The sequence below is a fragment of the Paenibacillus chartarius genome, from assembly GCF_042432825.1.
GTDB classification, from domain to species: Bacteria; Bacillota; Bacilli; order Paenibacillales; family NBRC-103111; genus Gordoniibacillus; species Gordoniibacillus chartarius.
The window spans coordinates 101,943-114,499 of the sequence record NZ_JBHLWN010000077.1 but is presented as its reverse complement, the minus strand read 5'-3'; the positions used below and the strand labels follow the sequence as shown (position 1 = coordinate 114,499).

The following is a 12,557-nucleotide window of genomic DNA, read 5'->3' as shown; positions in this document are numbered from 1 at the left end:
CCGGTCGGACATAGGTCCAACCGGCGTTTGTTTGTGTGCGGTGTCATCGACCCGGCGAAGCTCCCGCGCCCCGCGGCAGCCGCTGCATCCCGGTTACAGCCTTTCGGCCCACTCCTTATCGTCTTCCCAGCTTTTCGCTTTCCACCGCAGCACGTCCGGATTCGCGAGATGAATAATTTCCTTGAGAAACTCCAGCCTCTCAGGCTCGGACATAGGCGTAAAGCTCTTGGCGACTCTCAGGTTGTTCTCCAGCTGCTCCATCGATTCCATTCCGATGATTGCCGTCGAGATGGGAAGCGACCACGTGTAGCGCAGCGCTTGCTCGTACCACTTGGCAAGCCGGCCGAGGCCGATGACCTTCATGCCGATAATGGCGACGCCCTGCTCATTCGCTTTCGGCACAAATTCGTGCGCAAAGCTGTAGATGAAATGATCGGCCGCCGACAACGCTACCAGAGCGCTGTCGAACGGGAACCTGGCGATCGCTTCCAGCTGCACGCTCGGATTCGTATGCCCGCTTATGCTGATATGCTTGATTACGCCCTGCTCCTTGGCCTCAATCAAAGCTTGCAGCGCACCGTCCTTGGCGAAGGCTTGCTCCAGCTGCTCCATCGTACGAACGTCATGAAGTCGCCACTCCTCTACATGGTCCGTTTGCAGCCGCTTCAAGCTCGCCTCCAGCGAACGAAGCGATCCGTCGCGGGTCCGATCGATCGTCTTCGTCGCGATCCAAACCTGCGACCTGCGCGAGCCGAAAGCTTTGCCTAACCGTTCCTCCGATTGGCCCTTCGAATAGATCGGCGCCGTATCGAAATACGTAACCCCTTCATCGATCGCGCGGTTGACGATACGGATGGCGTCCTCCTCCGTACAATTATGCTCGTCTACGATGCGCTGCGCACCGAAGCTGAGAATCGGAAACTCATAGCCTGTCCGGCCGAATGCTCGTTTCTCCACCAGCAGCTGCCTCCTCTAAACCGGTTATGTACCGTAAATAGTATAGCCATAAGTTACTAATTGCAAGGCATGCCTGCTTGAAAAAGCTTAACATAAAAACCCAAGGATGCTTGGGAGCACCTTGGGCCTGTATCGATAGACGATAATGTCAATTACATTTTCGCTTGTTCGCTGTCCAAGTTCACTTGCCAGCCGATGCCGAACTTGTCCGTCACGCTGCCGTACAGCTGGCTCCAGAACGTTTCCTGCAGCTCCATGCCGACTTGTCCGCCTTCTTTCAGCTTGTGGAACCAGGTTTTCACTTCTTCAGGGTCGCTGCTGCGCACCATCAGGCTGATGTTGTTTCCTGCCGTGAATGGCATGCCGGGGAATACGTCGGAAAACATGACAGGGCCGCCGTTGATCATGAGCATAGCGTGCATGACCCAATTTTTCCTGGGCCGGCATCCGTCAAATGTCGTACACGAAATGTCGGGCGCCCGCATGCCGACTTTGCTAATCTATGATTAAAGGAAGGGGGTGTGAGATGAGCAGTTTTGAAAACTTGAACCTCGCTTTATCCTACATCGAAGAGCGGCTTGCGGACGAGATCGACTTCAAGGAGGCGGCGAGACGGGCAGCGTGTTCGGAGTACCATTTCAAGCGGATGTTTTCGTTCCTGTCCGGAATGCCGCTGTCGGAGTACGTCCGCCGCAGACGTCTGACGATGGCCGCCTTCGAGCTGCAACATAGTAGCGCGAAAATTATCGATGTTGCCTTGACTTACGGTTACAGCTCACCGGACGCATTTACGAAGGCGTTTCAACAGTATCATGGAGTCAATCCGTCGGAAGCGAGAAGCATGGGGGCGCCGCTTAAAAATTTTCAACGCATGACATTTCAACTGATCGTTAAAGGAGGCGGTGAAATGAAGGTTCGTTTCACTCACAAAGAATCGTTTCGCATCGTCGGGCTGATGAAGAGAGTTCCGATTGTATTCCATGGAGTGAATCCCGCTATCGCCGCAATGTGGGCCAGTTTGGACGAACCATCGATCGCCGAGCTGAAGCAGATGTCGAATGTAGAGCCGATCGGCTTCCTCAGCGCATCGACGAATTTCTCCGAAGGGCGAATGGAGGAAAAGGGTGAGCTGGATCATTATATCGGCGTAGCGACGACAAAGGAATGTCCGGTGCCTTACTCGCAGCTCGAGGTTGCCGCTTCGACCTGGGCCGTGTTCGAGTCGGTCGGACCGTTTCCACAGACGCTGCAAGAGATTTGGGGCCGCATTTATTCGGAATGGTTTCCGTCTTCCGGCTACGAGCAAGTGGAGGGACCGGAAATATTGTGGAACGAAAACAAGGATTTGTCGTCTCCGACGTTTCGGAGCGAAATTTGGATCCCCGTCGCGAAAAAGTAAAGACGGCCGGCGATAAGATATGCAGGATTTTCCAGACCATCTGTCGAACCCTTAGGGGAACAAAACTCGGCAAAGGGTGGGACTGTATGAAGCTTGAAAAAGGTTCGAAGCTGGTCATGATCGGCGATTCCATTACCGATTGCGGCCGTAACCGGCCGGTTGGCGACGGGTTTAATGCGCTGGGGAGCGGGTATGTGGCGATTGTCAATGCCATGCTGCAGTCCGGATACCCGGAGCTGGGCATTCGCGTTATCAATATGGGGATCAGCGGCAATACGGTGCTCGATTTGAAGGACCGCTGGTATTCGGATGTGCTCGAGCTGAAGCCGGATTGGCTGTCCATCATGATCGGCATTAACGATGTGTGGCGGCAGTTCGATACGCCGTTTCAAACCGAGAAGCACGTCGACATCGACACGTACGAACGCGAGCTGCGCTCGCTCGTCCGGCAGATGAAGCCGGATCTGAAGGGACTCGTCCTGATGACGCCGTTCTATATCGAGCCGAACCGCGACGACGCGATGCGCGCCCGCATGGACGCGTACGGCGCTGTGGTGAAGCGGATCGCCGATGAGGAGGGGACGATTCTCGTCGATACCCAGGCGGCCTTTGAGCCGGTGCTGAAGCATCTGTACCCTGCGGCGCTGTGCTGGGACCGGGTGCACCCGTCGATGCCGGGGCATATGGTGCTCGCGAAGGCGTTCCTGCGCGGGATCGGATACGAACGGGACTAGTTCCTATACGTAAGACAAAAGCCGCTTCCCATCTCCCGAGAAGGAGGGGGAAGCGGCTTTTCCATGCCCGCCGTTATTTCAAGGGAAGCATCGCATTCCAAAGCTCCGGCGTGTCGTAGCCGAGCCTCCAGGCGGCGACGCCGGCGAGCTCGTACTGCTTGGCGAGACCGAGGCGGGCTTTGACGGTAGCTTCATTTTCCAGCCAGAAGACGAATTTGTGGCCATTCTCGCTGTATTCGACGCGGTACTGGTTAAACTGGGGATCCCAGGTTTGCGTCGCGTTCTTCGCGGCGATCAGAGCCGGAATGTCCTTGAGCAGCACGGCGCGGTTGCTCACCAGAGCGCCGGCGGCATCGATTTCCCATTCGCGAACGTAGTAAGGGATGCCGAGGATGATTTTGTCGCGGCGGATGCCATAGGACAGAAACTCTTTGATGCCTTCCTCGGTCCACTGCAGACCGGAGACCGAGCCGGGCGACGTGCTGCCCCTGTAATACTGGTCATATGCCATGATGACGATGTAATCGACGATTTCGCCGAGCTTCTCATGATCGTATGCGGTCTGATGATTCCACTTGACGCTGCCGCGCGGCAGGTCGATCGACAGCGCGAGCCCTCTTGCGTGTGCGGCGTCCGCCAGGCTCTTCACGAAGGCTGTATAAGCCGCACGGTCTTTGCCGCTGATCGATTCGAAATCGAGATTGATTCCGGAGGCGCCGATCGCGGCGACGCGGGATACGAGCGCCTCGATAAATTTGGCCTGCGCGCCGGGGTTCGCCAGGAATTTCGACGTCAATTCGGCATCGAATTGGTTGTGCACCAGCGGATATACCGTGATACGCTGCTGGTTCAGCCAGGCGACTACCGCCGGATCGGAGTCGTCCTTCAAATTGCCGTCCGCATCGGCGAGCTGGAAGAAGGTCGGCGAATCGACATCGAGCCCCGTCGTACCGCTTGCATGAGTACGAATCGTCGTCGCGTTCGAAGAGCCGTTCCAGCCCCAGAATTGCAGCTTGCGGATGTTATCCCAGATGACGACGCCATCCAGGGTGCGGATCGAGGCGTTCGCATAGGCCGATGCATAGCTGAGCGCACCGGGGATCGTCGACGATTCGCCGATCGGCGTGTCCAATTGATACACTTGGTAGTACGGCTTGTTCGTCCAGATCGTCTTTCCGTCAAGAACGATCCGGCTGCCAGCCCATTTGCGCGCCTCGTCGACCGCCGTATCCATCGAGACGAATGCTTGAAGCAGCGAATCGCCCTGATACACTTGATAGGCCTTCCGATTGCTGTAAACGGTCGCCTTCGTCTGTACGTTCACGACAGTCGAATCCGACCAGTGCGCCGCTTCGCGGACCGCATCCTCCAACGATGCGAACGCCCAGGCATCCTGCGTATATGCGCCTTGATATACTTGGTATTGAGCTGGACCGGAGCGCAGCTGCGCCTTGCGTTCGGCGGGAATGTTGTCCCATACCCAGCCGTTCGTATTCAAATCGATAATGTGCGAGTCCGACCAGCGCTTCGCTTCGGCGGTAGCTTGGGCAAGCGTCATAAACGTCCAGCTCTCCGACGTAGATTCGCCCTGGTAGACCCGGTAGCGCGGATAGTTGTTCCATACCCAGCCGCCGCCTTGCAAATCGCGAATACTCGTGTAAGTCCATTTGCTTGCTTCGTCAATCGCTTGCTCCAAGGTTGCGAACTGCCACTGCGGCAAGGTAACATCATACTGATAGACACGGTAGCGCGGGAAGTTGTCCCACAGCCAGCGGCGCGAGCCGATGTCTTCGACATGGCTGTTGGTAAAGCCGCTTGCAAGCGCTTTGGCTTGATTCAAGTCGGCCACTTCATACAGCAATTGATTGTTCTGATAGACGCGGTACTTGGTCGTTCGGTCGGCGGCAATCGATACCGGCTTCGAAGCGGTCACAGCGGCGGCAGATGCCGGAGCGGCGCCCGGCATACCCGGTGCGGTTAATGCAGCATACAACAATGCGGCCGCGGTGAACAAGGTTAACGTTTTGGCGGGACGGAAAGACATGAGTTCGGATTCTCCTCTGCTAATCTATCAATCTAGTACATGTGACGCTAGAAAGGCAGAAGAAGTTGCGGTTCCAAAAAATATCAATCGAGGTGGGCGTCGGTGAGACAGGTGCCGGAGAAAATCATCGAATATTTGGTCCAATTCCATGGAAGCCGGGATTGGTTCGAATGCCACGAGGTGCTTGAAGAATATTGGAAGGAACGTCCGGAAGAGGTGCACGGCGACACGCTCGTAGGGCTGATTCAGGTGGCGGTCGGCTTGTATCACGAACGGCGGGGGAACCGGGACGGAGCGGTGAAGATGCTGCGCAGCTCGCTCTCCAAGCTTGAACCGGCAGCGCTGGCGGAGCTTGGTCTTGACGGCGAGCTGCTATTGACACGGATTTCGGATAGGCTGCGTCAGCTGGAAGGTGCAGATGGGCAGAAGGAGGGGACGTCCGAGTTTCACGACTTGGACCTGCCTTTCGCCGATGCGGAGCTGGAAGCGCGCTGCCGTACGATGGCAGCCGGGCGCGGCTGGACGTGGAAGCGGCGAAGCGCGATGGACGACAGCGAGCTGATTCACCGGCATATGCGGCGCGACCGCTCCGATGTCGTTCAGGCGAGGCAGGAAAGCCTGCAGCGGCGCAGGAACCGGCACAAATGAACAAAGCTCTCGGCAGCACCGGACTTAAACCGGGTTGACGAGAGCTTGTTGCCGTTATTCCGAAGCCTGCAGCGACTTGTAACCGTCGACGACGAGCTCCAGCTTGCCGGTGCTAGGCTCGATGATGAGGCCATGGACCGGAATTTGCTTTGGCAGAAGCGGGTGATTGCGGATCATGCTGACGCTTTGGGTGACGCTGTCGTGAACGTTGTCGAACCCTTTCAGCCACGAGTTCAGGTTGATGCCGGCATTTTGCAGCAGCGTGACCATCTCTTCCGTAATACCGCCGACGTCCTTGGCCTTATCCAGGACGCTCTTCGCATTCAGATTCGTCATCCCGCAGTCGTGATGGCCGATGACAAGCACTTCCTTCGCGCCGAGCTCATACACCGCTACGATAACGGAGCGCATAATGGCGCCGAAAGGATGGGAGACGACGGCCCCGGCGCTCTTAATGATTTTCGCGTCGCCGTTGCGCAGGTTGATCGCTCTCGGAAGCAGCTCCGTCAAGCGGGTATCCATGCACGTAATGATGACCATTTTTTTATCAGGGAACTTGTCGGTCAAGAACTGCTCGTATTCCTTCTTTTCGACGAATTCTTGATTGTGTTCCATAATTTGCGTAAGTAATGTCATATAATTCCCTCCATACTGAATCTCCTTACTCTCTTTCGTTCCGGCTTACGCGCGGCGGTCTGTCGCCTTCATGAGCGAATGGTATGTCTGACTGTCGCTGTACAGCCGGAAGGTGCGCATCTGGGGCCGGTAATCGAGCTTGACTTCATCCTCGAAGAATATGGCCTGCTGCGGGTGCATCCATATGACCGGCTGCCGCTCGGTCACCGCAACGTCGCCCGCTTCCGGCGCTTCGACGATCCAGAGCGCAGGTACGCCGTTGACGGCACAGCCGCAGCCCTCCGTGTCGTAAACGAGCCGTACCGTTCCCGGGCGATCGCCTTGACGCTCCGCCAGCTGCTGCGCAGCGGCTTCCGTAACGATAATCTGCATAAGTCGTCCCCCCCCTCTAGATTGATAGATATTGTACCATAAATTGCGGGAATTTGCTTCTGTTCGGCTCGAGCGTTATGATCGAGAAGAATAAAATGGCTGAATTGGAAGGGAGCCTTGCCGATGAGCGAATGGCAGCAAACAAAAGAACAATTTCGCAAATACGTGAAGACGATGAAGAGCTACGAGGAAGCGATCGGCCTCTTGTATTGGGATATGCGGACCGGCGCTCCGAAGAAAGGCATTCCGGGCCGTTCCGAGGTGGTCGGCGAGCTGTCCGACGTTCATTTCCGCATGTCGGTGTCGGAGCAGATGGGCGGTTTTCTGGATGCGCTTACGCAGCCGGAGGCGAACGCTCAATTGGATGCTGTTACGCGCCGTATGGTAGAGGAATGCAAAAAGGACTACGATCGCAATAAGAAAATACCTCCGGAGCTGAATCAAGAATATGTCGTACTAACGAGCAAGGCCGAAGCCGTCTGGGAGGACGCCAAGCATAACGACGATTTCGCAATGTTCCTGCCGTATCTGGAGAAGATCGTCGAGATGAATTTGCAGTTTATCGAGCTGTGGGGCTATGAAGGCCATAAATATAACGCGCTGCTGGATTTGTATGAGCCGGGGATGACCGTCGCCAAGCTGGATGAGGTATTCGCCACGGTACGAGCCCGGGCTGTGCCGCTGCTGCAGGCGATTGCCGCTTCGCCGTATCAGCCCGACCGGTCGTTTCTGGCGCAGACGTTCGCGAAGGAGCAGCAGAAGGCGTTCAGCTTGTTCATGCTGAAGGAGATGGGCTACGACTTTGAGGCAGGACGTTTGGACGAGACGGTGCATCCGTTCGCTACCGGACTCAGTCCGAATGACGTGCGCATCACGACCCGCTTCCTGCCGGACGACGTCGTGAGCGCGGTGATGGCGACGATCCACGAATGCGGTCATGCATTGTATGAACAGAACATCGGTGAAGAGCTGTACGGCACGAATATGGCCGGCGGCGTATCGATGGGCATTCACGAGTCCCAGTCCCGCTTCTGGGAAAATATGATCGGCCGTTCCGGCGCGTTCTGGAACCGTTATTACGGCGATTTGCAGCGTCACTTTCCGGGACAGCTCGACGGCGTCGAAGCGGCGGCGTTCGTCCGCGCCATCAATCATATCGAGCCGTCGCTCATCCGGATCGAGGCCGACGAGCTGACGTACAATCTTCATATTATGGTTCGCTATGAAATCGAGAAGGGGCTGTTCGACGGATCGATGAAGGTGGCCGATCTTCCCGAGATCTGGAACTCGAAGTATAAGGAATATTTGGGCATCGAGCCGCCGACGAATGCGCTCGGCGTGCTGCAGGACGTCCACTGGGCAGGCGGTTCGTTCGGGTATTTCCCATCGTACTCTCTCGGCAATATGTACGCGGCGCAGCTGCTGAACACGCTGGAGAAGCAGCTGCCGAACGTATTCGAGCTGGTCGAAGCCGGTCAGCTGCTGCCGATCAAGGAGTGGCTGGCGGACAACATTCACAAGCACGGCAAGCTGTATCAGCCGAGCGAGCTGATCCGCCGCGTGACGGGCGAAGATCTGAATCCGGAATATTTGCTGGGGTACCTGGAAAATAAATATAAGTCTGTTTACGGGCTGTAGGCGAAGCCCCGTACTCGGGAACGGCACGGGTGGCTGTCCGTATCGTCATCGTTCTGATGGCTGCGGACAGCCTTTTGCCGTACATCCACGGAGCTTCATCAGTAATTACCTTCGATATCCGTATGGATTGGTTTACAGGTAAAATGATTTGGAAGAATAGTCAGGTCCTGATCATTTTCGATATTTTTTGCGATGAATTTACAATATCTTAAACTAGAATTAACATTTCGATGACGATGGAAGTTTATGCTTGTCCATAGAAATGATCATATTTCTGTGGGGAGTTGTACATATCAATGGAAAACAAGAACATCGATCGCCGTACATTCTTATCCTATCTCGGAACGGGTGCAGCAGCGCTTGCCGCAGCATCGGCAGGTCTCGGCACACTGGAAGGCAAAGCTTCCGCGCGTTCCAACACCGCCGACCACCTGTTCGGTTATGAAACGAACAAAGTGAGCGGCTACTTCGAGCCGATTCAGCCATCCAAGGAAGACGAACTCATTCTGCCTAAAGGTTTCAAATACGATGTCATCGCAGCGTTCGACGACACCATTAACGCGGCTGGCGACAAGTTCGGCCAAGGCTCCGACTATAACGCTTACTTCCCAATTAACGGCTCCAATGAGCACGGATTGCTCGTCAACAATCACGAGTACACGAACCAGTTCCTGCATGGTGAGATCAAAGACGGCAAGATGACGGAAGAGCAAATTAAGAACGAACTGTACTACCAAGGAATGTCCGTTATCGAGGTCAAGAAAGAAGACGGCACTTGGAAGATGGACACTTCCTCGAGATACGCTCGCCGCATTAACGGCTTTACGAAGTTTGAGCTGACCGGTCCTGCTGCAGGGATCCCGGCGCTGAACAACGCTACTACAGTTACAGGTACGTTCGCTAACTGCTCCGGCGGCGTGACGCTGTGGAACACGGTAATGTCCTGTGAAGAGAACTTCTCTACAACGGCTACATACGCGAATCTGCCGCAAACGCACTACGGCTGGGTAGTCGAAATCGATCCGTTCGACGGCAATTTCCTGAGAAAGCATACCGCTCTGGGCCGCTTCAACCACGAGAACACGGCTATGGGCATCGCTAACGACGGCCGTGTTGTCGTGTACATGGGCGACGACAAGAAAGACGCTTGCGTGTACAAATTCGTTTCGAAGAACAAGTTCGTACCGGAGAACGGCCGCAGAAACTCCGACCTGCTGTCTGAAGGCACGCTCTACGTGGCGAACCTGAAGTCCGGCAAGTGGGTACCGGTTACTTACGAAGCCATTGCCAAGCTGCTTTCCAACGAGAAGTACAAGGCTCCGGCTGGCGTAAGCGGCACTCGCGACGACCTGCTCAAGAAGTTTACAAGCCAGGGCGACGTTGTGACGTACTGCCACGAAGCGGCACTTATGGTGGGCGGCACGCCGACGGACCGTCCGGAGGACGTTGAAATTTCGCCATTCGACAACACGATCTTCATCAGCCATACGAACAACGACAACCATGGCAACATTCATGGTCATATCACTCGTATTTTCGAGAAGGACAACGACCTTGCCGCTACGGAGTTCGACTTCGAAATTTTCGCAGCCGGCGGCCGTCAATCCGGCTTCAGCTCGCCGGACAACCTGGCGTTCGATTCCAACGGCAACCTGTGGGTTGTAACGGATATGTCCTCGAGCGTTCATAACACGGGTGTATACAAGACGTTCATGAACAACAGCTTGCATGTCATCCCGACTTCCGGCAAGGACAAAGGCGTAGCGATGCAGTTTGCTTCCGGTCCGGTGGAGTGCGAGCTGACGGGTCCGTTCTTCACGCCGGACGAAAGAACGCTGTTCCTGTCGATTCAGCATCCGGGCGAAGAAACAAAGGATATCAGCAAGCCTACATCGATGTGGCCGCACCGCAAAGGCGACAAGATCCCGCGCGAAGCCGTAGTAGCCATCAGCGGATTCAAGCTGTAATTCCATATCGTTTCCTATAGGACTGAGGAGCCCCCACTGCATAGTGGGGTTCTTCATCTCCTAAGGAAAATATCCAGCATTGACCAATCACTCACATTCAAAGGAAAAGAGGAACCCACTATGCCATTCGGTAATATCGGCGTCGGCGGATTAATTTTGATTCTCGTTATCGCACTGATTATTTTCGGACCATCCAAGCTTCCTGAGCTGGGCCGTGCGTTCGGCCGCACCTTGAGCGAATTCAAGAACGGTACCCGCGAGCTGCTGAACGGGGACAAGGAAGAAGAAAAAAAGAACGAGGATAGCAAGCCGCAAGTTGCTGCAGCTGACAAACACTAATCTCAAAGGCTGGGGCGCTTGGATATGAATCAGCAGCAAGGTACGATAGTACATCATTTGGAAGAGCTGCGCAGAAGAATCATCATTTCCGGGTCGGCCTTTATCGTGTTCTTCTGCGTCGCTTTTATTTTTGTGAAAGACATTTACAATTGGCTCGTACGGGATGTGCAGGGGAAGCTGACACTGCTGGCCCCTTCGGATGTCATCTGGGTATATTTCATGCTGGCGGGAGTAGCCGCGATCGCGTTCAGCATGCCGGTAATCGCTTGGCAAGCGTGGCTGTTCGTCAAGCCGGCGCTGCGGCCCAACGAATACAAAGCGACGATGAGCTTCATTCCTGCGTTGGCGGTACTGTTTCTCGTCGGCGTTTCGTTCGGATATTTCATTATTTATCCGATGGTGTACTCGTTTCTGGAGACGCTTGCCGGCGATTTCGAGACGATGTATACCGCGGAGAAGTATTTCTCTTTCATGATCAATATGACCGTCCCGTTCGGCTTCTTGTTTGAAATGCCTGTCATCGTCATGTTCTTGACGCAGATCGGTGTCTTGAACCCGGCACGGTTAGCCAAAGCGCGCAAGCTCGCCTATTTTGGGCTGGCGGTTACGGCCGTAACGATAACGCCTCCGGACATTATGTCGGACATTCTGGTCATCATTCCGTTATTCCTCTTGTATGAAATCAGCGTGTCGCTGTCCAAGTTCGTTTACCGGAAAAAGCTGAAAGAACAGTAAGGAAGAAGGAAGAGCCCTCCTCGCGGAAGGGCTCTTTGTCGTTGTTGCTGATGTCGTAAAGCTTCCGCTTACGCTGGTTAACCGGAGCCGTTGCTAAACGGCGGCCTTCGCTTCCATCAGCAGAACCGGGGGTGGAGCAAGCTCATCGTCATGCTTCAGCACACGGGGCTGAGGGTCGGAATGAGGGACGAAACGGAACGCATAGCGGACCTTCATAGGATCGGAGTGTCCGGGAAACTGCGGGATCGCCTCGAAGAGAAGCTCGTAAGTGCCCGGCGGAACATCGAAGTGGTGCTGTGCGGACATGATGCTGCTGACGGTTACGCCTTCCGGCCCTACGACAAAGGGGACGACGATGGCCCGAACGGCGTTATCCTGCAAATGCAGCTCGCTCTGCACACTGACATCGATCTCGGATTGATCGTCGGCTTCCGACGGAGTGCCGAACGAAACCGAGCCTTCGCGCCAAGCGAAGCCTTGAGCAATATGGGCGTCCGACCAATCGGAGAACGGATGGGGAAGCTGCTTGCGGAAGACGGCGATTTGCGAATACGAAACGAAAATTTGTTGGAGCGGCCAATGCTGCGTCATGTTCGGGTACCCCCATAGTGAGATCGGAAGAGCCCTGACCGGCGGCAGGACTCTTCCATACATACGTTAATTATAATTCATGTAAAATTTCACGCGAGTGCCGTCCGGATATTGCGACAGCTGGTTGCCGACCCATGCGCCCGCACCGCGGTTGTCGGAGGACGGCACGTAACGGACGTCTGCGCCGTAGCCGCCTTCTTCGCACATCGCCATCGGCCATTCGTCGCGGTCGTAGCCGGTTTTGGTCGGAATGCCGGCCAGCGATTCCTTTCGGTTCTGGGCTGCACCGTCACGGTCGATCGTGCAGACGGACGGATGCCCGGCGGCGATCGCATCGCGAATATGGTCGCCGGTAAGCGGGTAGCGGTTGAACGGAAAGCCGAGGGTTACGTCATAACCGGTCGCCGCTTCGGACTTCACTGTGAAGCCGCTGAAGAGCGTCACCGCCATTGCGGCCATCACCATCAATAAAGCGAAACCCTTCGTCGTGCCCTTCC

General features: G+C 55.5%; 14 protein-coding genes and 1 pseudogene. 8 read left to right on the top strand and 7 right to left on the bottom strand.

The genetic code is table 11. The features are described from left to right. Window positions 1-93 precede the first annotated feature (93 nt). Both ACFFK0_RS20290 and ACFFK0_RS20285 read right to left on the bottom strand, forming a co-directional pair. Entirely contained in the window at window positions 94-957 is an 864-nt protein-coding gene (locus tag ACFFK0_RS20290) for an aldo/keto reductase (RefSeq protein ID WP_377472162.1), read from the bottom strand. Between the two features lie 152 nt (window positions 958-1,109). Further along, window positions 1,110-1,391, bottom strand: a pseudogene (locus ACFFK0_RS20285) (VOC family protein); the annotation flags it as partial. Window positions 1,392-1,483: 92 nt separating this feature from the next. On the opposite strand from ACFFK0_RS20285, the gene ACFFK0_RS20280 reads away from it, so the two are divergent. Then, window positions 1,484-2,356 carry an AraC family transcriptional regulator gene (locus ACFFK0_RS20280; RefSeq protein WP_377472161.1) on the top strand — a complete coding sequence of 291 codons (873 nt, stop codon included), beginning with the start codon at window positions 1,484-1,486 and terminating at the stop codon, window positions 2,354-2,356. 86 nt (window positions 2,357-2,442) lie between these two features. Further along, window positions 2,443-3,090 carry an SGNH/GDSL hydrolase family protein gene (locus ACFFK0_RS20275; RefSeq protein WP_377472160.1) on the top strand — a complete coding sequence of 216 codons (648 nt, stop codon included), beginning with the start codon at window positions 2,443-2,445 and terminating at the stop codon, window positions 3,088-3,090. Window positions 3,091-3,163: 73 nt separating this feature from the next. Here ACFFK0_RS20275 and ACFFK0_RS20270 read toward each other — a convergent pair whose 3' ends face one another. Further along, window positions 3,164-5,134, bottom strand: coding sequence for a glycosyl hydrolase family 18 protein (locus ACFFK0_RS20270; protein WP_377472159.1), 1,971 nt, complete (start codon window positions 5,132-5,134; stop codon window positions 3,164-3,166). A gap of 102 nt (window positions 5,135-5,236) precedes the next feature. Here ACFFK0_RS20270 and ACFFK0_RS20265 point away from each other — a divergent pair, with 102 nt between their 5' ends. Beyond that, window positions 5,237-5,782, top strand: coding sequence for a DUF309 domain-containing protein (locus ACFFK0_RS20265; RefSeq protein ID WP_377472157.1), 546 nt, complete (start codon window positions 5,237-5,239; stop codon window positions 5,780-5,782). Between the two features lie 54 nt (window positions 5,783-5,836). On the opposite strand, the gene ACFFK0_RS20260 is transcribed toward ACFFK0_RS20265, so the two are convergent. Continuing rightward, window positions 5,837-6,418: a beta-class carbonic anhydrase gene (locus ACFFK0_RS20260; protein ID WP_377472156.1), complete on the bottom strand. Its 582-nt coding sequence runs from the start codon at window positions 6,416-6,418 to the stop codon at window positions 5,837-5,839. A 45-nt stretch (window positions 6,419-6,463) separates the two neighbouring features. Next, the gene (locus tag ACFFK0_RS20255; RefSeq protein WP_377472155.1) at window positions 6,464-6,790 is read right to left on the bottom strand and encodes an iron-sulfur cluster biosynthesis family protein; all 327 of its coding nucleotides are present in this window, start codon (window positions 6,788-6,790) and stop codon (window positions 6,464-6,466) included. Between the two features lie 123 nt (window positions 6,791-6,913). On the opposite strand from ACFFK0_RS20255, the gene ACFFK0_RS20250 reads away from it, so the two are divergent. From ACFFK0_RS20250 to tatC, 5 genes are all read left to right on the top strand, one after another. Further along, window positions 6,914-8,428, top strand: a complete 1,515-nt coding sequence (locus ACFFK0_RS20250) for a carboxypeptidase M32 (protein ID WP_377472154.1) — start codon at window positions 6,914-6,916, stop codon at window positions 8,426-8,428. Window positions 8,429-8,457: 29 nt separating this feature from the next. After that, the gene (locus ACFFK0_RS20245; RefSeq protein WP_377472153.1) at window positions 8,458-8,640 is read left to right on the top strand and encodes a hypothetical protein; all 183 of its coding nucleotides are present in this window, start codon (window positions 8,458-8,460) and stop codon (window positions 8,638-8,640) included. A gap of 84 nt (window positions 8,641-8,724) precedes the next feature. Continuing rightward, window positions 8,725-10,395 (top strand): PhoX family protein, encoded by a 1,671-nt coding sequence (locus tag ACFFK0_RS20240; RefSeq protein ID WP_377472152.1) that lies wholly within the window; start codon window positions 8,725-8,727, stop codon window positions 10,393-10,395. A 120-nt stretch (window positions 10,396-10,515) separates the two neighbouring features. Further along, window positions 10,516-10,734 (top strand): twin-arginine translocase TatA/TatE family subunit, encoded by a 219-nt coding sequence (locus tag ACFFK0_RS20235; RefSeq protein WP_377472151.1) that lies wholly within the window; start codon window positions 10,516-10,518, stop codon window positions 10,732-10,734. Window positions 10,735-10,758: 24 nt separating this feature from the next. After that, on the top strand, window positions 10,759-11,469 hold the full coding sequence (gene tatC, locus ACFFK0_RS20230; protein WP_377472150.1) for a twin-arginine translocase subunit TatC: 711 nt from the start codon (window positions 10,759-10,761) through the stop codon (window positions 11,467-11,469). 93 nt (window positions 11,470-11,562) lie between these two features. Here the strand turns inward: tatC and comJ are convergent, their stop codons facing one another. Beyond that, complete coding sequence (gene comJ / locus ACFFK0_RS20225) at window positions 11,563-12,060, bottom strand: competence protein ComJ (protein ID WP_377472149.1); 498 nt, start codon at window positions 12,058-12,060, stop codon at window positions 11,563-11,565. Window positions 12,061-12,126: 66 nt separating this feature from the next. Next, the gene (locus ACFFK0_RS20220) at window positions 12,127-12,525 is read right to left on the bottom strand and encodes a NucA/NucB deoxyribonuclease domain-containing protein (protein WP_377472432.1); all 399 of its coding nucleotides are present in this window, start codon (window positions 12,523-12,525) and stop codon (window positions 12,127-12,129) included. Window positions 12,526-12,557: the final 32 nt, after the last annotated feature.